This is a genomic window from Polynucleobacter sinensis (assembly GCF_001595985.1).
GTDB classification, from domain to species: domain Bacteria; phylum Pseudomonadota; class Gammaproteobacteria; order Burkholderiales; family Burkholderiaceae; genus Polynucleobacter; species Polynucleobacter sinensis.
On sequence record NZ_LOJJ01000003.1, the window covers coordinates 141,824 to 164,503 of the forward strand.

Consider the following 22,680-nt stretch of genomic DNA (forward strand, 5'->3'; position numbering starts at 1 on the left):
TAGATATAGCAATCCGCTTTAACTCCCGGATTAATCCGGCAAAGGTCTCTTTTTGAACAGCAATATGTTGCAAAAAATTGGTGTGTGGCTCATTGTGGGTCTGGTCTTGTTTACTGTTTTTAAACAGTTTGATAAGCCGAAAGATCAGAATCAAGTCACGTATTCTCAATTCATGGACGATGCCAAAGCTGGCAAAGTGAAGCGAGTTGATGTGCAGGGCCGCACATTACAAGTGACTCCAAATGACGGCAACAAATATTCCATCATCTCTCCGGGAGATATTTGGATGGTTGGTGATTTGATGAAGTATGGCGTTCAGGTCACTGGTAAAGCCGAAGACGAACCGAATATGTTGGTCTCTGCTTTGTATTACCTTGGACCCACTTTATTGATTATTGGCTTTTGGTTCTTCATGATGCGCCAGATGCAAGGTGGTGGCAAAGGTGGAGCATTCTCATTTGGTAAATCGAAAGCGCGTTTGATTGATGAGAATAGCAATACGGTAACTTTTGCAGATGTTGCTGGTTGCGATGAGGCCAAAGAAGAGGTATTTGAGCTGGTGGACTTCTTAAAGGATCCGCAAAAGTTCCAAAAACTCGGCGGTCGTATTCCACATGGCGTCTTGTTGGTGGGTCCTCCGGGTACAGGTAAGACTTTATTGGCTCGCGCGATTGCTGGCGAGGCAAAAGTACCGTTCTTCTCGATCTCTGGCTCGGATTTCGTAGAAATGTTTGTTGGTGTTGGTGCATCTCGTGTACGCGACATGTTTGAGAATGCTAAGAAAAATTCTCCTTGCATCATCTTTATTGATGAGATTGATGCTGTTGGTCGTCATCGTGGTGCTGGTATGGGTGGTGGTAATGATGAGCGCGAGCAAACGCTCAATCAAATGCTGGTTGAGATGGATGGTTTTGAAAGTAATAGCGGTGTCATCGTTGTTGCTGCTACCAACCGTTCAGATGTTCTTGATCGGGCCTTACTTCGCCCAGGTCGTTTTGACCGTCAAGTTCATGTTGGTTTGCCGGACATTCGTGGTCGCGAGCAAATCTTACAAGTTCACATGCGTAAAGTTCCGATTGATCCAGATGTCGATGCCGCTGTATTGGCGCGTGGTACTCCTGGCTTCTCTGGTGCCGACTTGGCAAACTTGGTTAACGAAGCTGCATTATTTGCCGCGCGTCGCAATAAACGTGCGGTTGATATGAAGGATTTTGAAGACGCCAAAGATAAGATTTATATGGGTCCGGAGCGTAAGTCTGCTGTGATGCGTGAAGAAGAGCGTCGCAACACTGCGTATCACGAGTCTGGCCACGCTGTAGTGGCTAAGGTCTTACCTAAAGCGGATCCGGTTCATAAGGTCACCATCATGCCTCGTGGTATGGCATTGGGCGTGACTTGGCAGTTGCCAGAGTTTGATCGCGTGAACTTGTATAAAGACCGCATGATGGAAGAGTTGGCTATTTTGTTTGGTGGTCGTGCTGCAGAGGAAGTGTTCTTGCATTCCATGAGTACTGGTGCATCAAATGATTTCGAGCGCGCAACCAAGATGGCGCGTGATATGGTTACTCGTTATGGCATGAGTGACAGTTTGGGTACGATGGTTTATGTCGACACTGAATCTGAAAGTATGTTCGGTCGCACCAGCTCTAAAACAGTTTCCGAGTTAACACAGCAAAAGGTAGATGCGGAAATTCGTGCATTGATTGATAGCCAGTACGCTTTGGCAAGATCAATCTTGGAGCAAAACCGCGATAAGGTTGAGGCGATGGTTGCGGCATTGCTTGAGTGGGAAACGATTGATGCCGAGCAGATTAACGACATCATGGAAGGTCGCCCACCACGTGCGCCTAAACCACCACCTGCAACTCAATTTGGTAACTCTGCTGGAACTCCAGGCCCTGCGGCTGGCGCTGCTCCAGCAACCGCTTAATCGCTTTTCATGATTAGGCAAAATCTGCCCGCAACATGGCGTTGCGGGCGTTTTCTTTTTGATTTCAGTAAACGCAAGATGCCTCTTGTGATGGGTATTTTGAATGCCACACCAGACTCGTTTTCGGATGGCGGCAAGTTTCGGACTCCAAGTGATGCTATTGCTCAAGCCGAGCGCATGATTGCTAATGGTGTTGACATCATTGATATTGGCGGAGAGTCCACTCGTCCTGGCGCAGAGCCAGTGGCACTTCAAGAGGAGTTAGATCGTGTGTTACCGGTCATTGAGGCTCTCAAAGATTGCGGTGTTGCATTATCAATTGACACCTATAAAGCGGAAACGATGCGTCAAGCTTTACATGCTGGTGTCGATTGTGTGAATGATATTTGGGCCCTACGGCAGGAGGGTGCTGTTGATGCTGTGCTTGAGGGTAGTGCTGATTCACTGGGCAAACCCTGTGGCATTGTTTTAATGCATATGCAACGTGACCCACAAACTATGCAATTTGATCCCAACTACCAAGATGTCATTTCCGAGGTAAGTCATTTTCTGCGGGAGCGTGCCCAATTATTGGAGGGTCTAGGTGTTGCTCAAAGTCGCATCGCGATTGATCCTGGTTTTGGCTTCGGAAAAAGTCTGGAGCATAACTTGCAGATGTTGGCTGATTTTGAGCAATTCCCTCAAATGGGTTACCCAGTTCTAGCGGGAATGTCCCGAAAGTCCATGTTGGGCAAGCTCACAGGCCGTGACACTAATGAGCGCATTGCGCCGAGTATTGCTGCGGCCGTTTTGGCGGCAGACCGAGGTGCGCAAATTATTCGGGTTCATGATGTGCCCGAAACAGTGGATGCTCTAAAGCTGTGGGAAGCTATCCAAGTCTAGTAGGGCGCTTGGATATCCACAAGTTTTATAATGATTAATATGAAAAAACAATACTTTGGTACTGATGGTATTCGCGGTGAGGTGGGGCAATTTCCAATTGTCCCTGAATTCATTACTCGTCTTGGATATGCGGCAGGGAAAGTATTAAATAGCGCTGCTAAGCCTGGTGAGCGCTGCAAGGTTTTGATTGGTAAAGACACCCGTGTGTCTGGCTATCTACTGGAGGCCGCTTTAGAGGCTGGTTTTGCGGCAGCTGGAGTGGATGTCATGCTGTGCGGTCCCATGCCAACCCCGGGTATTGCTTATCTCACAAAAGCACTGCGTCTATCAGCTGGCGTAGTTATTTCGGCATCACATAATCCTTATCAAGATAACGGTATTAAATTTTTCTCTGCAGAGGGCGGGAAGCTCACTGATGAGTTTGAATTAGCGATCGAAGCAGAGCTTCAAAATCCCATGGGCTGCGTGAGCTCTAAAGAGTTGGGGAAAGCATTTCGTTTAGATGATGCTGCTGGCCGATATATTGAGTTTTGTAAATCCACCTTTCCTGGCACTCTGAACCTTAAGGGTTTAAAACTTGTTGTAGATTGTGCAAATGGCGCTGCGTACCATATTGCTCCCCATGTGTTTCATGAGTTGGGCGCTGAAGTTATTTCTATTGGCGTGCATCCAGACGGACGTAATATTAATGATGGTTGTGGCGCTACTGCACCAGATGCATTAATTGCAAAAGTAAAGGAGGTGGGCGCTGATTTGGGCATCGCATTGGATGGTGATGCTGATCGCTTACAGATGGTTGACTCTTCGGGGCGCCTATTTAATGGTGATGAACTCTTGTATGTGCTTGCTAAAGACCGCATTGCCCAAGGTCAAGCCTTGGGTGGTGTAGTAGGCACTCTGATGACTAATCTTGCGGTTGAGAATGCAATCAAGGCATTAGGAGTGGAATTTGAGCGCGCCAATGTGGGTGATCGTTATGTGCTTGAGTTGCTAAAGCAAAAAGGTTGGCTCATTGGGGGTGAGGGCTCCGGTCATCTGCTGTGCCTCGATCAACACACCACTGGTGATGGCACTATTGCAGCCCTACAAGTCTTGGCTGCCATGAGTCAACACAGACAAAGTTTGTCCCAACTTTTAGATGCGGTAAAGATTTTCCCGCAGGTACTACTTAATATCCGCTTTAAGCCTGGTTACGATTGGAAGTCTGATGCTTCTCTTAAAGCCAAGATTGGAGAGGTAGAGTTGGATCTTCAAGGCACGGGTAGGGTGCTCATTCGGGCTTCGGGTACGGAACCAGTCCTTCGGGTGATGGTCGAGGCTCAAGATAACAATATCGCTATGAGTGCTGCTAAGGCTATTGCTGATTTAGTTCCAACCGCATAAGTTATTGAATTTACTGGATTAATTTCCTTTTGGTGCACTGTCATAAAAGGGTCATACTCAAGTCGTATCGTTCTTATATCGCAATATTGCGATATATACCTGAGGATCGATATACATGAAATCTTTCTTGAAAAAAGCGTTAGTCATTAGCGCAATTTCAATTGCTCCAGTAGCCTTTGCAGCCGACATGACCGGCGCTGGCGCAACATTTCCATATCCAATTTACGCCAAATGGGCGGAAGCCTTTAAAGCAAAGACTGGCTCAAACTTGAATTACCAGTCTATTGGCTCTTCTGGCGGTATCAAACAAATTAAAGCAAAGACTGTTGATTTTGGGGCAACCGACAATCCAGTGAAATTCGAAGATTTAGAAAAAGATGGCCTGGTTCAGTTCCCGGCGATTATCGGCGGTGTAGTGCCTGTGATTAACGTCGACGGCGTGAAGCCAGGCGATATCAAATTGGATGGTCCAACATTGGCTGATATTTTTCAAGGTGTGATTTCTGATTGGGGTGATAAGCGAATCGCCATCATGAATCCAGGCGTGAAAATTCCATCTGGTCCAATCACTGTTGTTCACCGTGCCGATGGTTCTGGTACCACTGCAATCTTTACTGATTATTTAGCAAAAACTAGCGCGCTCTGGAAAGATGCTGTTGGCGCCGGTGCTGCTGTGAAATGGCCTGCTGCTTCATCTGTTGGCGGCAAGGGTAATGAAGGTGTAGCTGCAAACGTCACTCGCGTAAAGAATTCGATTGGTTACGTGGAGTATGCCTATGCTAAGAAAAATAAGATGACTTACATCTCCTTGAAAAATAAAGATGGCAACTTTGTTGCTCCAGATGATTTGACATTCGCCGCAGCAGCAGCTGGTACAGATTGGTCAAAGATTCCTGGTATGGGTACATTCATTACGAATGCTTCTGGTGCCAAGTCTTGGCCTATTACTGGCGCATCCTTTATCTTGGTTTATAAGAATCCGGAAAACAAGGCAAAGGCTGCTGAAGTCATTAAGTTCTTTGACTTTGCATTCAAAGATGGCAAGAAGATGGCTGAAGAATTGGATTACGTGCCAATGCCTGATGCAACAACCGATTTTATTCGTAAGAATGTGTTTTCTAAGGTCAATACTAAGTAAAAGCTTAACCATTGATGTCATCAATCGCCAATAAACACAGCTCCACCAAAGGGTGGGGCTGTTTCAATATCTAAATAAGCGCATTTATCATGGAAATGATTCAGTCTCACTCAGCACCTACGCCGCAAGCCCTGCGTATTGCTAGGTTGCAGCGTATTCAAGACTTTCTTTTTCACGGAATTACCCAGTTCTTTGCATTGTCTGTGTTGATAGCATTGCTTGGCATCATGGTTTCATTAGTCAGTAACGCTTGGCCGGCTTTGAGCACCTTTGGCCCTGGTTTTTTCTTTACCCAAGAGTGGGATATTGTGAATGGTGAGTTTGGCGGATTAATCGCCATCTACGGTACTTTAGTTACTTCGCTCATTGCGCTGCTAATTGCCGTGCCTTTAAGTTTTGGCATTGCAGTGTTTCTAACCGAGCTATGCCCAGGTCCTTTACGTAGACCCCTTGGTACTGCGGTTGAGTTACTAGCTGCAGTTCCATCTATTATTTACGGTATGTTTGGCTTATTTATTTTTGCGCCGCTGTTCGCCGAATATATTCAGCCCGCCTTGGCTGCAACGCTTGGCAAGATACCTGGCCTGGGAATTCTATTTTCCGGCGCTTTCAATGGCATTGGCGTTCTCTGTGCCGGTCTGATTTTAGCCATGATGATTTTGCCTTTTATTGCATCAGTGATGCGGGATGTATTTGAAATTGTTCCGCCTGTATTAAAAGAGTCTGCTTATGGTATTGGATGTACCACCTGGGAAGTGGTCAAAAATGTGGTTCTTCCCTATACCAAGGCTGGTGTTATTGGTGGCGTCATGTTGGGTTTGGGTAGGGCGCTTGGTGAGACGATGGCGGTAACCTTTGTTATTGGTAATGCCCATCGTTTATCCCCATCTTTATTTGCCCCAGGTACCTCGATCGCCTCAACCCTCGCAAATGAATTCGGAGAGGCGGAGGCTGGTAATCATTTATCTTCATTATTTGCTTTAGGTTTGGCACTGTTCATCATCACATTTGTAGTGCTCGCATGCGCCAAGTGGATGCTGAGCAATATGGAGAAGAAGCAGGGGTTAAAGACATGAACAATATTTCCAATATTGATCCAGCAATTTTTGCCAAGCGTAAGCGCACCAATAAGATTGGCCTAACCCTCTCCATGACTGCCATGGGTCTAGGAATGATCTTTTTGCTCTGGATTCTGAGTGTCTTGGTTTTCAAAGGTTTTTCTGCATTAGATATCACGCTCTTTACGCAGAGCACGCCAGCTCCAGGTTCGGACGGTGGTGGCCTTGCTAATGCCATTGTGGGCAGTCTGTTGCTAGTTGGTTGCTGTACTTTGATTAGTACTCCCATTGGTGTCCTAGCGGGCTTGTATCTCTCAGAGTACGGTGATCGTAGTCGGATCGCTGCGATTACTCGATTTGTGACAGACATCATGCTTTCGGCCCCATCTATTGTGATTGGCCTGTTTGTATACGCCTTTGTTGTAGCCCAGGTCCGTCATTTCTCGGGGTGGGCAGGCACCATTGCCCTGGCCTTAATAGCGATTCCAGTGGTTGTTAGAACAACAGAAAACATGTTGCGTTTAGTTCCCGGTAGTTTGCGTGAGGCTGCCTATGCTTTGGGTACGCCGAAGTGGAAGGTAGCTTTCATGATCACCTTAAGAGCTGCGCAAAGTGGTGTGATGACCGGAATCTTATTGGCTTTGGCTCGCGTCAGCGGCGAAACAGCGCCATTGCTCTTTACCGCCCTGAACAATCAATTTTTCTCCACTAATATGAACGCGCCGATGGCAAACTTGCCAGTAGTGATCTTCCAATTTGCCATGAGTCCTTATGACAATTGGGTTGAATTGGCTTGGGGTGGCGCCTTATTAATTACATTTGCAGTGCTAGGTTTAAATATTCTGGCGCGAGTAGTATTCCGCGAAAAGGTTCGAGGATGATGAGTAATATGAAAACAATGTTTGACTTAAATCAGATCGATAGTCAAGGGAGCAAAAGAGTGGACTCGCAAAACGACCAACAAAAGCCACAGTCCGTGGTCAATGCACTTGAAGTACGTAATCTCAACTTCTTTTACGGTGCTTTTCAGGGTCTGAAGAATATCAACTTAGATATTGAAGAGGGTAAAGTTACCGCATTCATCGGCCCGTCTGGTTGTGGCAAATCAACCTTGCTCAGAACCTTAAATCGAATGTATGACTTGTATCCAGGTCAGCGCGCAGAAGGCGAGATTAATTTCTACGGCCAAAACATTTTGGCTTCAGGTCAGGATTTGAATTTACTTCGTTCCCGTATCGGCATGGTATTTCAAAAGCCAACACCATTTCCAATGTCGATCTACGAGAATATTGCTTTTGGGGTTCGTCTTTATGAAAAACTCTCTCGTTCTGAAATGGATGAGCGCGTTGAATGGGCGCTGAATAAAGCGGCACTTTGGACTGAAGCAAAAGATAAGCTCAATCAGAGCGGCCTATCACTTTCTGGTGGTCAGCAGCAGCGCCTCTGTATCGCTCGTGGTGTTGCGGTTAAGCCTTCCGTTATCTTGCTTGATGAACCGACATCTGCTCTAGATCCAATCTCCACCGGTAAGATCGAAGAGTTGATCAACGAGTTAAAGCATGAATATACGATTGCGATCGTGACGCACAATATGCAACAGGCGGCGCGTGTCTCCGATTACACTGCCTATATGTATCTTGGAAGCTTGATTGAGTATGGCAAAACGGATGAGATCTTTATTAAGCCAAAGCGCAAAGAAACAGAAGATTACATTACCGGCCGTTTCGGTTAATTGGAGGATTAAATGCCAGATAAACACTTATCATCACAATTTGATGCAGACTTAAATTCTTTATCCAGTCGTTTGCTAGAAATGGGTGGCTTGGTAGAAGCGCAGATTTCAACGGCGATGCGTGCTTTTACACAGATGGATATTGATACTTGTAACGTTGTTATTGCCAATGAGAAGGCAGTTAATGATTTAGAGATTCAGATTGACTTAGCCTGCACTGAATTAATTGCGCGTCGTCAACCAACTGCCCGTGACTTACGTCTCGTGATGGCTGTTTCTAAAGCGATTACTAATTTAGAGCGTGCTGGCGACGAGGCAGAGCGTATCGCCAAGCGAACCAAGCGTTTGATCGAGGCTGGAGGAACGCATAATATCAATGTTGCTGAAATTCGTTTATCTGGTCAGATGGCAATTTCATTATTGCGCCGTAGTTTGGATGCATTTGCGCGTCTAGATACCGTTTCTGCTGCAGAGGTTGTTCAGGAAGATCGCCAAATCGACGAAGAGTTTAGAGGCTTCGTGCGGAAATTGATTTCATACATGATGGAGGATCCACATACCATCACCACTGGTCTGGATATGCTTACCATTGCTAAAGCAATCGAGCGGATTGGCGATCATGCAAAAAATATTGCAGAGTTTGTAATTTATATTGCGAAGGGTTCAGATGTCCGCCATCTACCTCATGAAGACCTAGTTCGCGAGGCGAATAGGTCATAGTGATGAGTGCGACCCAGCGCATATTGGTTGTTGAGGATGAGCCATCCATTGCGGAGCTCATATCAATTAACTTGACTCATGCGGGCTATCAGGTAGAAAAAGCGCTGCAGACTGAGCTTGCACTGAATATGATGCGAGATGAGTTACCTAGTCTTTTAATTTTAGATTGGATGCTGCCCGGGAAATCAGGAGTGCAGTTTGCCAGAGAGCTAAGGGCTAATGAGCGCACAAAAGATTTACCTATTCTGATGCTGACCGCTAAGAGCGAGGAATCCGATAAGGTTCTTGGCCTTGATTCTGGGGCTGATGATTACGTTACCAAGCCCTTTTCACCAAAAGAATTAGTTGCGAGGGTAAAGGCGCTCTTGCGTCGTCAAACTCCAGTAGGGGATGCTGGTCCGCTATCGGTCGGCCCTCTTAGATTAGACCCCTTATCGCATCGCGTAACTGCTGTTTGGTCTAATGTGGATCCACAGATCCTGATCTTGGGGCCCACTGAGTATCGCTTGCTCCAGTTTTTGATGGCTAACCCGGAAAGGGTTCACTCAAGAACAAGCTTGCTCGATCAGGTATGGGGTAATGAGGTTTACATTGAAGAGCGTACAGTTGATGTGCATATTAAAAGACTCAGGGCTGCTTTAGCCCTCGCTGATTGCGATCGCTACATCGAAACAGTCCGTGGTAGCGGTTATCGGATTACTAAAACCCCTACGCAAACCTAGTGTGACGAGCTATTTCGATGGGATTTTGTGAGCCCATTGTCTAGATGCTCTAAGATTGCATTATGTTATCTGTCATTATTCGATTTGCTCTGCTGATCTCCCTGGCTTTTATTGCGGCAATACTGGCCTCATCGCATTTGGGTTCCTTATTCGGCATTGCTGCTGGCATAGCGGTTTTAGCTATACCCTTGATCTATTCTTACATTAATTTGGCTCGTTTACGCAAATATACGATTGCCGATACTGTTGAGTCTATGCCATTGCCTAGCGGCTACTGGGAGGAGATTTTTTTCCGCCTGCAACGTTTAGTTCGAAACTTAAAGCAACAAATTCGATCTGTTGAAAAACAACACAATCGATTCATTGAGGCGTTTCAAGCTTCTCCAAATGGTATTGTGATGCTCGATGATCAAGATCAGATTGAGTGGTGCAATGCGATTGCCGAACGTTTTTTTGGTTTGAACTTCAAGCGTGATGCCCTACAGAGAATTAATTTTTTAATTCGACGTCCAGAGTTTATCCAGTACCTGACTAGGCGTCAGTTTGACGAGCCTTTGCTTTTAGAAAGAATGGGAGCTGCCGCCAACTTAAGCCTAATGCTACAGGCTTTCCCATTTGGCGATAAGCGCCACTTACTACTCATACAAGATGTCACAGACTTACAAAGGGCTGATGCGATGCGTCGTGACTTCGTTGCTAATGTCTCTCATGAAATGAGAACGCCCATTACTGTTTTAATGGGTTTTCTGGAGACTATGCAATCGCTTGATTTAGATAGGGCTCAACAAAATCAATATTTTGAGATGATGATGTCCCAGGCGCAACGTATGAAGAGTCTGGTAGAAGACTTATTAACCTTGGCTAATCTTGAGGCGAATACTCTTCCTGCCCCTCTGCAGGAAATCAAAATGCCGACTGTGATGGCTTTATTAAAAAATGATGCCGAGGCCTTATCTCAAGGAAAGCATGCGCTGAATTTTGAAATAGCCACCCCATGTCATCTGATGGGTGAAGAGCGAGAAATTATTTCTGCTTTTGGTAATTTGGTTTCAAATGCCATTCGTTATACCCCTGATGTTGGGGCTGTAACTGCAAAATGGTCGATTAATCCTGAAGGGCAGGGCGAGTTTTCGGTTTCAGATACCGGTCCAGGGATTGCATCCGAGCATTTGTCTAGACTGACGGAAAGATTCTATCGAGTGGATCGAAGCCGATCTAGAGATACTGGTGGTACTGGCTTAGGTTTGGCGATCGTCAAGCATATTGCTAATCGCCATCAAGCCCAGCTAATCATTGACAGCACGCCCGGTAAAGGAAGTACCTTTACTTTACGTTTTCCAAAGGAGCGCATTGCCTGTTAGATCAACAATTGGATTTAAGCCTTTTTATCCTTCTTATCCTTTTTGTCCTTCTTGTCTTTTTTCTTTTTAGATTCTTTAGGTAGCTTATCTAGCTTGCCATTGGCATAAAGGCACCATACCTTTATTTCCTCTAGAAGCTCATGTAGATCTTCATAAGATAGGTTTTTGAAGTCCTGTAAGCCTATGGCGCCTGACTCTTGAAGCTGTTTTACAGCGTCTTCATATTTATATTCGCTCATAATCTCTATGCAAGTAGTTGGGTCGATTAAATGCTAGCAAACTAATATGACAAAACGGATTTATTTGACTGATCTAGTCAGATTTAATCTGGATCAGAGGAGATCTCCGAGCCATGTTTGATGCCGGTTATCCTAGCCAATAGTTTCTCTGAAGGGCCGCCGATAATGAGGGCAATCACAATCGCAAATAGCGATAGGCTACCCAGCATAAATTCTCCGGCACCAAATGCTGCTGCAACTAGAGCACAAGACCAGATGCTCGCTGAAGTAGTGAGGCCTCGAACCCTTTGAGAGCTTTGTTCTCGGATAATGACGCCGGCACCTAAAAATCCCAATCCCGTAATCAATCCTTGTAGTACATGACTGAGTGCCTGTACATCTGTTGATCCTAGATGTCCGATAGACATCACCGCTGTAGCCGATCCAATAGCAACTAGTGTGTGGGTTCTAATGCCGGCGGATTTGTGATGCATCCAGCGATTGAGGCCTAAAACAGTGCCAGCTAGTAGGGCTAAAAATAGTCGCAAACCCATTTCACCATATTGATTCCAGTATTCCATCTATTCCTCTAGTGGCAATGAGTCATGCAGATTGTCGATAACTCTTTCATATTCATATTGATGATGCCTCTGAATTAGGTCTGGAGCAAGGCTGTAGAGCCCTAATGAATGTCTTTATTCTGAAATATTTGGAGTGCAATATTCCAATGTGAATAAAACCATCCAAAATCAACATTCCCTGATTACCTGTCCAAATTGTCAAGGTAGTGAAGTTTTGGAGGTTCCACGGGGGTTCTCACAACATTTATATCGCTGTCCGTCCTGCAGCACAATCCTAAAACCCAAATCGGGTGATTGTTGTATTTTCTGTAGCTTTGGAAATATTGACTGTACTAGCGCCGAGCAAAACTTAGCCGCTTAGCCTTGTAGTACGGTAATGTTCTTGGACGACGCATTAATTTCATGTGGGTGTCACGATATTTTCATAAAATAGACACATTCGTTTAAGCGCAGCTCTATTGGAACTATTTTGGCATCTTTTAAAGACATTTCTGGAAATAACTCATCAGACTTGGTTGCTGCGGTAGACCTGGGTTCCAATAGCTTTCGCATGTTGGTTGCCCAAGTAGTTCACACTCCCTCTGGAACACAATTGCGCCCCATTGATACTTTGCGCGAATCCGTCCGCTTGGCGGCTGGATTAACTGATAACAAGTTATTGGGTAACGATGCCTATCAGCGTGGCATTACTGCAATCCGTCGATTTGGTGAGCGTATTAGAGGTTTTGATCCCTCTCAAGTTCGGGCTGTTGCCACCAATACATTGCGTGTTGCTAAGAATGCGCCAAGTTTCGTGAGGGATGCTGAGCAGGCGCTCGGATTTCCTATTGAGATCATTGCGGGTGTTGAAGAGGCGCGCTTAATTTATATCGGCGCCGCTCACGAAGTTTCTGCAGTGCAGGGAAATCGCTTGGTTGTTGATATTGGTGGAGGTTCTACTGAGCTCATTATTGGTAAAGGTTATGAGCCTAAGCTAATGGAGAGTCTTTATATTGGCTGCGTTTCCCATAGTTTGCGTTTCTTTCCGAAAGGCAATATTGATGCGCATGCCTTTAAGGAGGCTGAATTGGCCGCAAGACGAGAAATTCAGGTCATTTCAGGTGCTTACCTTAAAAGTGGTTGGAAGCAGGTTATCGGGTCATCGGGTACTGCTAGAGCCCTGGCTGAACTCATTGCTGAGAACAACTTTAACGGACATGTCGACGGCCTGACGATGGGGCGTGTTAACGGCTCTAGCGGCCTTATTACTCGTGACGGCTTACGTGCCATGAAAAGGCACTTACTTAAACATGAGCATATTAATCAAGTTGAACTAGCAGGCCTTAAGGACGACAGGCGGGGTGTTTGGCCGGGCGGCCTGGCTATCATGATTGCGGTATTTGATGAGCTCGGCATCGAGAACATGGAGGTCACCGATGCCGCATTACGTGTCGGCGTGTTATACGACCTATTGGGCAGATCCCAGCATGACGACATGCGCTTTGTAACAGTTGAACAGTTCATGCAGCGTTACGCTGTAGATCGAGAGCAGGCTAAGCGTGTTGGTAATTTGGCTGCTGAATTCTTAGCTCAATTGCCTAAGCCTGATTCTGAGAGTCGCTCAGATAACATTGCTTTGTTGCAGTGGGCAGCTAACTTGCATGAAATTGGTTTATCCATTTCTCATAATGGATATCACAAACATTCTGCTTATATTGCAGGTAACGCTGATATGCCAGGCTTCTCCAAGAATGATCAGGCCAGATTAGCTGCTTTACTTATTGGACATGCCGGCAAGTTGGGTAAGTTGGCGAATAATGCCAGTTTCTCAGATTGGCGCATGCTATTTTGCTTGCGCTTGGCGCAAGTACTTTGTCGTGGGCGCAGTGATAATCACTTGCCTAAGGTAAAGGTTTCTGAGCATGATGGTGCTTACTTAGTGAGCCTTTCTAAAGAGTGGGCTAACGAACACCCCTTAACGGAATTTAGCTTGCAAAAGGAAGCGGCCGAGTGGGAGCGTATCGGCCGACCTTACAGTATTAGTCTGAAGTAGGCTATACCCCTAAGAAATGCTTTGCGTAGCGTGGGTTAATCTCAGATAGACGCAGCATCGTTAATACATCGGCGGTATTAAACTCTGGATCCCAAGCTGGAGCGCTACAGATCTTTGCTCCTAACTTCAGGTAGCCTTTAATAAGTGGGGGTGGCTCTACCTCTAAGCCACCATTGAGTCGATCAAGTGGTAGCGGTAGGCGTGGGAATGCATGGTTCTCTACGGGCGCCATTTGCTCATTGCTTAGGGAGTTATAAAGACTTGCTGCAAAGTGGCCACCATCTGCCATCGGAATGCTGGCGCAGCCGAGCATGATTTCATAATCGTTTTTTTGCATATACTGGGCAAGTCCACTCCATAGCGCCATAATGACAGCTCCTGAGCGATAGTCCTTATGAACGCAAGATCTACCAAGTTCAACTAGCTTGGGGCGCAGGTGGTTTAGACGTGAGAGATCAAATTCCGAATCTGAGTAAAGGCGACCAATTTCTAGGGCCTTGTGAGGGGGTAGAACGCGATAGGTTCCCACCACTTTCAGGGTTTCTTGATCGCGAATCAAGAGATGATCGCAATATGTATCGAAATCATCGATATCGAGATTTTCAGTATTCTTCGGTAAATTTGCACCCATTTCTTCGGCGAAAACTTTGTAACGTAAACGTTGTGCCTCTTTGATTTCGCTAGGGCTGTTTGCCCATGCAATTTGTAATGCTGGACGTTTTGGTTTGGCAATTGCCTTATCTACTAATGTTGGTTCTTGAACATTTAACTCCGCACGAGCCCGGAGAGCAAACTTCTTTCCAAAGAGTTTCTTTGCAATTTTTTTGGAAAAGAGCTTTTTAATCGCTCCTGCTTTATTTTTCTTATTCTTTTTTGGCTTGCCTTCAAAGCGTGAGTTAAAGATATCAAATGCGCCTAGTGGGTTTGGAATGTCTGACATAGTGATCCTGATTGAGTCCTTTTAATGTATTGCTGCGGTGTTACCAAATCATGACAAGCGGCAGGCAGATGGTGATCCACAGTAGTGCGGCAATCAGTAGGGCAAGCATCACAGCTGCCGAACCAAAGTCTTTTGCGCGCTTAGAGAGGTCGTGGTGATCAAATGAAATGCGATCAATAGCTGCCTCTACGCTAGAGTTCAGAAGTTCCACAACCAATACTAAGATGAGAGAAATGATGAGGGCACATTTCTTTAATGGGCTAATGGGAAGAAATAGGGCGATTGGGGTTAGTAAAATCAGAAGGGTGAGCTCCTGTCTAAAGGCGCTTTCTTCTTTGAATGCGTACACAATTCCGCACCAGGAATTTTTAGCGGCATACCAAGCGCGGATGAGTCCTCGATTGCCCTTATGGGGATTTTGATCAATATGATATGGAGTATTCAAGATCAACCTTACGCGAGTGCGGTAATGTGCACTTCAGGCGATGGTACGGGCTTTAGATGATTCGCAAATTGTTCAGAAGCAGCTCTCCAGGAGAATTTCTCTGCATGTGCTCTAGCTGCTTCACGAGGAATTTTGAGGGCCTGCAAACAGGCTTCGCGTAAATCTTCATGCATCGCCCCAGCAGCTGAGTTTCCTAGTACGTCGATTGGTCCTGTTACTGGGTAGGCTGCTACCGGAGTTCCACACGCCATGGCCTCTAGCAACACCAGTCCAAAAGTATCTGTTTTGCTTGGGAATACAAATACATCTGCCGCCGCGTAGACTTTGGCTAATTCGTGCTGTTGAAGAACGCCTAGATAGTTAATATCAGGATATTTTTCTTTAATGCCAGCCATTGCCGGACCATCCCCAACCACCCATTTTGAGCCGGGAAGATCAATTTCCAAGAAGGCGTTGATGTTTTTCTCAACAGCAACACGACCAACATATAAGAAGATTGGATGAGCTGTGTTTAGTACTTTTGAGTCTTGCATTTTAAAGATCTCTAAATCGACCCCGCGAGACCACAAAACAATGTTAGATAGCCCATACCTCTCAAGATCATCTTTAACCACAATAGTTGGAGCCATTACCGCCATAGAGGGCTTATGAAACCAGCGAATGAATGCATAAGTTAGGGCCAGCGGGATGCTGGTACGCGCTTTAACATACTCCGGAAAGCGTGTGTGATAAGCGGTGGAGAAGGGGAGCTTATTTTTTACGGCATAAGAGCGTGCTGATAGGCCCAATGGACCTTCGGTGGCAATATGCATTGCGTCTGGAGCAAACTCTTTAATGCGCCGCGCAACTTCCTTGCCAGGGAAAAGCGAAAGTGCGATATCTGGGTAGGTTGGGCATGGAATGGATCTAAATCCACTGGGGGTAATCATTTCTACTTCATGACCCATGGTGATTAATTCAGTACGGGTCTGTTTAAGCGTTCTCACAACGCCATTAACTTGTGGATCCCATGCATCAGTGATGATCATAATTTTCATACGGTAGCCTCTTTAATCAGTGGGTCGATCGCGGGTTGAAAGGTTATTTCAGGAGCTTGTACTGGATCACCCTGAATGTGTGTCCAGTAAATAATTTTGAGTTCGCCACTTGTGGTTTCAACTAATGCAGAGAGGCTTTCAACCCAATCGCCATCATTGCAATAAAGCAGTCCGTCAATCTCACGGATTTCTGCTTTATGGATGTGACCACATACGACCCCATCACAACCGCGCAAGCGTGCCTCTCTTGCCATGATGTGTTCAAAGTCCGCGATATAACTCACGGCATTTTTTACTTGGTGCTTTAGGTATTGCGAGAGCGACCAATACTGTAAGCCCATCTTGACTCTAATCATATTGAAGTATCGATTGATGTATAGAATCAGCGAGTACATGGAGTCGCCTACATAGGCGAGCCACTTGGCGTATTGCATTACGCTATCAAATAGGTCTCCGTGGGTGACCCAGAGCTTACGACCATCTAGGGTGGTGTGAATGACTTCCTCTACTACCTTGATATCGCCAAATGACATGCCAAAGAACTGACGTGCGCTTTCATCATGATTGCCGGGAACGTAAATCACTTCCGCACCTTTGCGCGCCTTACGAAGCAACTTTTGAACAACATCGTTATGCGCTTGTGGCCAATAGAAGGACCGCTTCAGCTTCCATCCATCGATAATATCTCCCACCAGGTAGAGCTGGTCAGCTTCATTGTGTTTTAAGAAATCCAGAAGGTAGTTCGCCTGACACCCTGATGTTCCTAGGTGTACATCTGAAATCCAGATAGCTCTGTAATGCATCATGAGTACACATTAAGCCTCCTCATCATGTAAGTCTCATGACAGTTTGAAGTCAGTTTGATGACTTGATTTATATTGTTGCTTACCCATGAAAAGTATTCATTCCAATTTAGAGATAAAGCCAACGCCAAAATTATTGCGTTGCTGGCTATGGGCGTCTATTGGGTTTCATGTCATTTGCGGTATTTGTACGTTGTCATTTTTATTTCCATTTTTAGACCGCAAACAAAAAAATGAAAAAATTCAAAAATGGTCTCAGCGCCTTCTGAACATATTTAATATTCAGCTGAAAGTAGAGCGATCTGAGTTAATACCCTCTACACCATACTTGCTGACCTCTAACCACATCTCTTGGTTAGACATTCATGTAATTAATGCGTTTAGGCCAGTTCGGTTTGTCGCAAAGTCGGAGGTTGAATCTTGGCCAATTTTTGGTTGGATGGCCAAACAATTAGGAACTGTTTTTATCCGCCGAGATAGTTCTAGGCATGCGAGGCAGGTGGTTGGTCAAATGGCTGATGTTTTAAATTCGGAGTCTATTTGTATTTTTCCCGAAGGCACATCTACAGCTGGCGAGACAGTTTTGCCTTTTAGGTCAAACCTATTTCAGGCAGTGGTTGGCTCTCAAACGCCTGTGTTGCCGATGGCAATCCAGTATTACCTAAGATCAACCGGGGAGAGAACGAATGTAGCCGCCTTTATTGGGGATATGGGTTTGCTGGAGTCGATGTCCAATATCCTTAAAAATCGTCATATTCAGGCAAAAATTATCGTGCTACCACCAATTAAGCAGGCACTGCATGCTGCGGGCGACGATCGAAAGCGGCTTGCTTTGCGCTGCCAAGAGCTTATCGCTAAGGCAATTTGATTCTATTTGTAACAAAAGTGTCATATCCTTAGGATACAAAGTAGTTATGCCTCAGAGGAAGAAATGATGTCAAAACATAATGAGATGGCCGAGTGGTATCAACGGGCCCAAGAAGAAATCCTAGATAGTATGGATGAAGAGCTTGAAATGGAGCTCGATGATGATCGTCTTTCTCAGGATGGTAGCAGCGGCTCAGCCATTCCACGTCAGGTGTATTTCAAGGAGTTGTTTCGTCTACAGGGTGAGTTGGTAAAGCTTCAAGATTGGGTGGTTGAAAATAAACTCAAGGTGGCTGTCTTATTTGAGGGCCGTGATTCCGCTGGTAAGGGTGGGGCGATTAAGCGTATTACTCAGCGATTAAATCCACGCGTATGTAAAGTGGTTGCCTTAACGGCGCCGAGTGAGCGTGAAAAGACTCAATGGTATTTTCAGCGTTACGTTGCAAATTTACCTGCAGGCGGTGAAATTGTTCTCTTCGATAGAAGTTGGTATAACCGCGCTGGTGTCGAAAAGGTGATGGGATTTTGTACTGACGATGAGTATGAGGAGTTTTTGCGCACAGTCCCGGAATTTGAACGTATGATCATCCGCTCCGGAATTATCCTCATTAAGTACTGGTTTTCTATTTCTGATGATGAGCAGTACAACCGCTTCATGATGCGCATTCATGATCCATTAAAACAATGGAAGCTCAGTCCAATGGATTTGGATGCTCGTCGTCTTTGGGAGGATTACACCAAGGCCAAGGAGACTATGCTCGAGCGCACTAATATTCCAGAGGCGCCATGGTGGGTGGTGGCAGCTAATGACAAGAAAAAAGCACGTCTTAACTGTATCTCGCATTTATTGAATCAAATCCCCTATAAAGAGATAGATCACCCTGTCATTACTTTGCCTGAGCGTGTTCACAACCCTGATTATTTAAGAGGCCCCGTACCACGTGAAATGTATGTTCCTGAGGTCTATTAATTAGAAGGCTCCTCTGAGTCCGACCATGAGGCTTCTGCCCGGTTGTGGCGCATAGAGCCGAACCGCCATTGGCGTGCTGGCATAGCGAATTTGCTCATTGAGTAAGTTCTTCAAGTTCATGAACACAGTCCAATTCACATCCTTGATTCTCTCGGTATAAGAGATTCCCGCATTTAACAGGTTATATGCTGGAGCAGGACCTTGTTCCCAGCTCGCCAAGCGATTTTGCTGGTAGCTATAGATATACGTTGCATTAGCCAGCCAGCCATTCTTTTGATGCGCCAGTTCTGCGCCGAGGCGAGGTGCGGGTTGTAATGGTAGATTTCCGCCTGCATCAAATGTACCCTGGGAGGCATCCCCGAAGATTCGTCCACCTAAACCAGCTTGATTCCAGTTATAAGTCAGCTCACCTTCAATACCCTTGATGGTTGCTGCTGCCTGTTGAGCAGTTACGACGTTAAAGCCATTTGCTTCACCGCCAGCGATCGCGCTACCCGTATAATAGCCATATATATAGTTATTGAAGCGATTGGCATAAATACTAGCCTTACCTCGGACCAAGCCACTAGTTCTTTGAATATTGAATTCTATATTGTGTGAAGTTTCTTTAGTGAGATTCGGGTTGCCTATATCAAATGTCGCTGTTGATTCGTGCGCGCCATATGAGTAGAGTTCCTGAGCGCTAGGAGCGCGTTGTGAAACGGTATACGCTACTCCGGCACCATGACCTTGCATAAAGTTCCATAGGCCGCCTGCAGAGTAAGACATGAGATTGAATGAGCGATTCTGTAAGGTAATACCCGGCGTAACTCCGTTAGGATCAACAGTGGGTTGTGGCTCTAAAGTAGTTCCTAAATTGGGGTTTTGAGCAACATTGTTGTAGCGCAGACCCAGATTTCCTTGAAGGGAGTTCCATCTGCCTTCCTCGATCCAAAAGAGGGCGTTGGAGTTCGTTTTTGTTGGAGGAACGATTGCAAAGTTGCCAGTGCCTGCTTCAGTCGCATTAAGCGATGCCGCTGACACCTGTGCGCCGAAAGTTCCTTTCCAGCCGGCAATAGGGTTGTGAGCTAACTCAAAGCGCGCTTCATTTGCAATATTCTTCCATACTGCTGCGGCTACTCCAGCGTTAGTGAATTCAGTATGGTTGTAGTTAGAGTTTGCAGCGCTAAATTTGAATGAAGAGAACCCTTCAAAAGGGTCGCGTGTTTGATGTTGTAAATCGTAGCGGTTCTGTGATTGATTAATGAATCCGCCTTCAGGTGTGGGTATCCCGTAATTATTATTAAGGCGTTCAAGCGATATGCCTGTGTAACCAGATTCACCAATATGGGAAACGCCAAGCCCTAAATTATTTTGATTGCTAAAGGAGTTGGGCAACTTACCGCTGTAGTTATTTCCACCATTACCTTCTGGCGGCACGGTCCATCCACCTACGGGTTCACCTTGTGATTGTGTAGAGTTGCCGGGAATGCGATAGTTATTAGCATTGTTAATTGCAGTATCTATATGAACCGCTACAGAGCCAAATCCGCCATCTAATTCAAGAGATCCGGCTCTGCCATTGTTAACAGTTTCATAACTCGTGTTAATGGCACCCGTTGGGCGATCTGGTAGGTTGGTTAATATGCGGTCATTCACTACGTTTACCAAACCACCGCTTGATCCGGACCCATATAGTAGGGCTGCCGCACCGCGCAAGATTTCTACTTGGTGCGCATTTTGCATATTGTTACCAACAGCATGATCTTGGGAGATGTTAGAGACGTCGCCCACTGACAGGCCATTTTGCAAAATCTGTACACGTGAACCTTCAAGTCCTCGAATGACGGGTCGAGAAGATCCTGCGCCATAACCAGTGGCCGATACTCCGAGCTCATTAGCAAGTGTTGCCCCTATAGTGGTGCCGAGTTTATTTAAGAGCTCATCACCTTGAAGCACTTTAGTTGGTGTCAAAATACTTTGGACGGCTTCTTGCGACCCAGTTGCGGTAATTTCAAGCGAAGCTTGATTTTGTGCCATGGCAATACTGCTTGCCAAGCTAGACAACAGAAGGCAGAGGAGTTTTTGCCTTGTATATGGTTTGTTTTGGTAAAGCGTATTCAATTTCAATTCCCAGCAATGCACCCATCTTTGATGGATTAATCAGAAAGCCAAACTAAGGTTTGGCAACTCAAGAGATTAGATGTGAAAAGCTGGTGGGGCTCGAGATTGATAAGGCCCAGCATCAGTCAGCGCTGGCTTAAATGTGCTTGCAACAGAAATTGCTTTGCTAAATACGGTTTGATTAATTTCAAAGTAATTGCTTGGGCTAATGAAACTTGCCAAGGTGAGGGCGTCAAATAGATGGCAGCTTGATGAGCCATGCCCATTGCCTACACTTTGATCAGAGGAGCTCAGCTCAAGGCTTTGGCCACTCAATCCCGAGTGGGCAATGCCATGGGTAAGCCCGATCCAGTGTGTGCCAAGCAGGCAGACCAAGAGAAGACTCAGGGCAATAAATCCCCTGAATTGCTTCCGATATTTGCTTGAAAATAAGGCGCCCATGCCCCGAATCTTACAGGATTTGCCCCACTGGGCCATCTCGGTGTAGAATATCGATTCCGTCGGAGTGTAGCGCAGCCTGGTAGCGCACCTGCTTTGGGAGCAGGGGGTCCAAGGTTCGAATCCTTGTACTCCGACCACTTTCTCTCAGTTTTACGATTTTTAGTCCCAGTACAAACTGCCTATAGCTCAGCTGGATAGAGCAACGCCCTTCTAAGGCGTAGGTCGCACGTTCGAATCGTGCTGGGCAGGCCAAACTCTGAGCTGCCCAGTCTCCCGTTAATTACTTTCTTATTACTGCTTAGGCATTGCCTTGATCACCTTGACCATGCGATCGCCATCTTCTTGAGCAAATTTCTTGAAATCATTTGTATCTCTATAGTCAAAAATCATGCCTCGTTGATTCATCGCAGTTTCGATCTGACCAGATTGCACGGCTTCTTTAATTGCCTTATTAAGGGTATCGATAACTGCAGGTGGCGTACCAGTTGGCACAAATAATCCATTCCAAATATTGTATTCAGCATCAAACCCAGACTCGCGATAAGAAGGGACGTTAGGTAACAACTTAATACGCTTTGGACCAGATACTGCAATTGGACGAACTTTTCCGGACTCGATTTGAGGTATAGCCACCGAAGGAATGGCTGTAGTCATATCAACTTGTCCGCCTAATAAGGCAAGCATTGAAGGACCTCCGCCCCCAAAAGGTACTTGCAAAAACTTAGCGCCAGCAGCATGGGCTAGCATCTCAACTGAAAGATGAATGGGGCCAAAATTACCCGAAGATGAATAGGTGAGTGCATTCGGTTTTTCCTTTGCCGCCTTCATCAAATCATTTAAGTTTTTCCAAGGCGCATCGGTTTTAACTAACATCACCATCGGATCATTAGAGATCATGGCAATCGGAGTGAGTTGGTTTACTTCATATAGCGATGGTTTTCCCTGAGCGCGCTCAGCATCTGGAGACACCATGATTGAAGAAAGCCCCATGAGCAAGGTGTAGCCGTCGGGTTTTGCATTCGCGACAAATGCATTCCCAATTTGTCCGCCAACGCCCGGCTTAAAGTTCACAACGACTGGTTGCTTGAGGATTTTGGTTAACGCATCAGCCAAGATTCTGGCATTAGCATCAGATGATCCACCAGGTGGATTTGGCACTATCAAAGTAATGGGTCTGTTTGGATACGGATCTTCTGCATATACATTTGAAACAAATAAGGCTGGCAATATCAACGCGACAGCGAGTAGTTTTTTAAACATTGTGCACACCTCAAATTATTGAGAAAAATTTAGGACAAATACATTGGAAAATATATT

General features: G+C 45.7%; 23 protein-coding genes and 2 tRNA genes. 16 read left to right on the forward strand and 9 right to left on the reverse strand.

What is annotated here, in order from left to right:
* The first annotated feature begins 52 nt into the window (after window positions 1-52).
* From ftsH to phoR, 10 genes are all read left to right on the forward strand, one after another.
* Window positions 53-1,930: an ATP-dependent zinc metalloprotease FtsH gene (gene ftsH / locus AOB49_RS04420; RefSeq protein ID WP_062308471.1), complete on the forward strand. Its 1,878-nt coding sequence runs from the start codon at window positions 53-55 to the stop codon at window positions 1,928-1,930.
* Window positions 1,931-1,939: 9 nt separating this feature from the next.
* Entirely contained in the window at window positions 1,940-2,812 is an 873-nt protein-coding gene (gene folP / locus AOB49_RS04425) for a dihydropteroate synthase (protein WP_062308473.1), read from the forward strand.
* Window positions 2,813-2,851: 39 nt separating this feature from the next.
* Complete coding sequence (gene glmM, locus AOB49_RS04430; RefSeq protein WP_062309301.1) at window positions 2,852-4,195, forward strand: phosphoglucosamine mutase; 1,344 nt, start codon at window positions 2,852-2,854, stop codon at window positions 4,193-4,195.
* A 115-nt stretch (window positions 4,196-4,310) separates the two neighbouring features.
* The gene (gene pstS / locus AOB49_RS04435; RefSeq protein WP_062308475.1) at window positions 4,311-5,333 is read left to right on the forward strand and encodes a phosphate ABC transporter substrate-binding protein PstS; all 1,023 of its coding nucleotides are present in this window, start codon (window positions 4,311-4,313) and stop codon (window positions 5,331-5,333) included.
* An 89-nt stretch (window positions 5,334-5,422) separates the two neighbouring features.
* On the forward strand, window positions 5,423-6,409 hold the full coding sequence (gene pstC / locus AOB49_RS04440) for a phosphate ABC transporter permease subunit PstC (RefSeq protein ID WP_062308478.1): 987 nt from the start codon (window positions 5,423-5,425) through the stop codon (window positions 6,407-6,409).
* Window positions 6,406-7,272 (forward strand): phosphate ABC transporter permease PstA, encoded by an 867-nt coding sequence (pstA, locus tag AOB49_RS04445; RefSeq protein ID WP_062308480.1) that lies wholly within the window; start codon window positions 6,406-6,408, stop codon window positions 7,270-7,272. Before pstC ends, pstA begins: the two co-directional genes overlap by 4 nt.
* Window positions 7,273-7,280: 8 nt before the next feature.
* Entirely contained in the window at window positions 7,281-8,123 is an 843-nt protein-coding gene (pstB, locus tag AOB49_RS04450; protein ID WP_245640613.1) for a phosphate ABC transporter ATP-binding protein PstB, read from the forward strand.
* Window positions 8,124-8,135: 12 nt separating this feature from the next.
* Entirely contained in the window at window positions 8,136-8,843 is a 708-nt protein-coding gene (gene phoU / locus AOB49_RS04455) for a phosphate signaling complex protein PhoU (RefSeq protein WP_062308482.1), read from the forward strand.
* A gap of 2 nt (window positions 8,844-8,845) precedes the next feature.
* Window positions 8,846-9,565: a phosphate regulon transcriptional regulator PhoB gene (phoB, locus tag AOB49_RS04460; protein WP_062308484.1), complete on the forward strand. Its 720-nt coding sequence runs from the start codon at window positions 8,846-8,848 to the stop codon at window positions 9,563-9,565.
* A 62-nt stretch (window positions 9,566-9,627) separates the two neighbouring features.
* Window positions 9,628-10,926 (forward strand): phosphate regulon sensor histidine kinase PhoR, encoded by a 1,299-nt coding sequence (phoR, locus tag AOB49_RS04465; protein ID WP_062308486.1) that lies wholly within the window; start codon window positions 9,628-9,630, stop codon window positions 10,924-10,926.
* Between the two features lie 14 nt (window positions 10,927-10,940).
* Here the strand turns inward: phoR and AOB49_RS04470 are convergent, their stop codons facing one another.
* Window positions 10,941-11,165, reverse strand: coding sequence for a hypothetical protein (locus tag AOB49_RS04470; protein ID WP_062308488.1), 225 nt, complete (start codon window positions 11,163-11,165; stop codon window positions 10,941-10,943).
* An 83-nt stretch (window positions 11,166-11,248) separates the two neighbouring features.
* Window positions 11,249-11,725: an MgtC/SapB family protein gene (locus AOB49_RS04475; protein ID WP_062308490.1), complete on the reverse strand. Its 477-nt coding sequence runs from the start codon at window positions 11,723-11,725 to the stop codon at window positions 11,249-11,251.
* Between the two features lie 148 nt (window positions 11,726-11,873).
* Between AOB49_RS04475 and AOB49_RS12435 the strand changes: the two genes are divergently transcribed.
* Together AOB49_RS12435 and ppx are read left to right on the forward strand one after the other, a co-directional pair.
* Window positions 11,874-12,086 carry a GDCCVxC domain-containing (seleno)protein gene (locus AOB49_RS12435; RefSeq protein WP_082784057.1) on the forward strand — a complete coding sequence of 71 codons (213 nt, stop codon included), beginning with the start codon at window positions 11,874-11,876 and terminating at the stop codon, window positions 12,084-12,086.
* A 108-nt stretch (window positions 12,087-12,194) separates the two neighbouring features.
* Window positions 12,195-13,757: an exopolyphosphatase gene (gene ppx, locus AOB49_RS04480; RefSeq protein ID WP_156471333.1), complete on the forward strand. Its 1,563-nt coding sequence runs from the start codon at window positions 12,195-12,197 to the stop codon at window positions 13,755-13,757.
* A gap of 1 nt (window position 13,758) precedes the next feature.
* On the opposite strand, the gene AOB49_RS04485 is transcribed toward ppx, so the two are convergent.
* From AOB49_RS04485 to AOB49_RS04500, 4 genes are read right to left on the reverse strand one after another with little or no spacing between them, the layout of a single operon-like run.
* Window positions 13,759-14,697 (reverse strand): GNAT family N-acetyltransferase, encoded by a 939-nt coding sequence (locus AOB49_RS04485; protein ID WP_245640614.1) that lies wholly within the window; start codon window positions 14,695-14,697, stop codon window positions 13,759-13,761.
* A 40-nt stretch (window positions 14,698-14,737) separates the two neighbouring features.
* Window positions 14,738-15,142, reverse strand: coding sequence for a diacylglycerol kinase (locus AOB49_RS04490; RefSeq protein ID WP_082784081.1), 405 nt, complete (start codon window positions 15,140-15,142; stop codon window positions 14,738-14,740).
* 8 nt (window positions 15,143-15,150) lie between these two features.
* Window positions 15,151-16,179, reverse strand: coding sequence for a glycosyltransferase family 4 protein (locus AOB49_RS04495; RefSeq protein ID WP_062308493.1), 1,029 nt, complete (start codon window positions 16,177-16,179; stop codon window positions 15,151-15,153).
* Window positions 16,176-16,985 (reverse strand): UDP-2,3-diacylglucosamine diphosphatase, encoded by an 810-nt coding sequence (locus AOB49_RS04500; protein WP_062308495.1) that lies wholly within the window; start codon window positions 16,983-16,985, stop codon window positions 16,176-16,178. The genes AOB49_RS04495 and AOB49_RS04500 overlap by 4 nt, the downstream gene beginning before the upstream one ends.
* Before the next feature lie 85 nt (window positions 16,986-17,070).
* Here AOB49_RS04500 and AOB49_RS04505 point away from each other — a divergent pair, with 85 nt between their 5' ends.
* The gene (locus tag AOB49_RS04505; protein ID WP_062308497.1) at window positions 17,071-17,850 is read left to right on the forward strand and encodes a lysophospholipid acyltransferase family protein; all 780 of its coding nucleotides are present in this window, start codon (window positions 17,071-17,073) and stop codon (window positions 17,848-17,850) included.
* Window positions 17,851-17,913: 63 nt separating this feature from the next.
* On the forward strand, window positions 17,914-18,819 hold the full coding sequence (ppk2, locus tag AOB49_RS04510; protein WP_062308498.1) for a polyphosphate kinase 2: 906 nt from the start codon (window positions 17,914-17,916) through the stop codon (window positions 18,817-18,819).
* Here the strand turns inward: ppk2 and AOB49_RS04515 are convergent, their stop codons facing one another.
* Window positions 18,820-20,838, reverse strand: a complete 2,019-nt coding sequence (locus AOB49_RS04515; RefSeq protein WP_216634644.1) for a TonB-dependent receptor — start codon at window positions 20,836-20,838, stop codon at window positions 18,820-18,822. It lies immediately after the preceding gene.
* Window positions 20,839-20,997: 159 nt separating this feature from the next.
* Window positions 20,998-21,363 (reverse strand): hypothetical protein, encoded by a 366-nt coding sequence (locus AOB49_RS04520; RefSeq protein WP_156471334.1) that lies wholly within the window; start codon window positions 21,361-21,363, stop codon window positions 20,998-21,000.
* A gap of 60 nt (window positions 21,364-21,423) precedes the next feature.
* Here AOB49_RS04520 and AOB49_RS04525 point away from each other — a divergent pair.
* A tRNA-Pro gene (locus AOB49_RS04525) sits at window positions 21,424-21,500 on the forward strand.
* A gap of 38 nt (window positions 21,501-21,538) precedes the next feature.
* Window positions 21,539-21,615: transfer RNA gene (locus AOB49_RS04530), tRNA-Arg, on the forward strand.
* Window positions 21,616-21,654: 39 nt separating this feature from the next.
* Here the strand turns inward: AOB49_RS04530 and AOB49_RS04535 are convergent.
* Window positions 21,655-22,623 carry a Bug family tripartite tricarboxylate transporter substrate binding protein gene (locus tag AOB49_RS04535; RefSeq protein WP_062308503.1) on the reverse strand — a complete coding sequence of 323 codons (969 nt, stop codon included), beginning with the start codon at window positions 22,621-22,623 and terminating at the stop codon, window positions 21,655-21,657.
* Window positions 22,624-22,680: the final 57 nt, after the last annotated feature.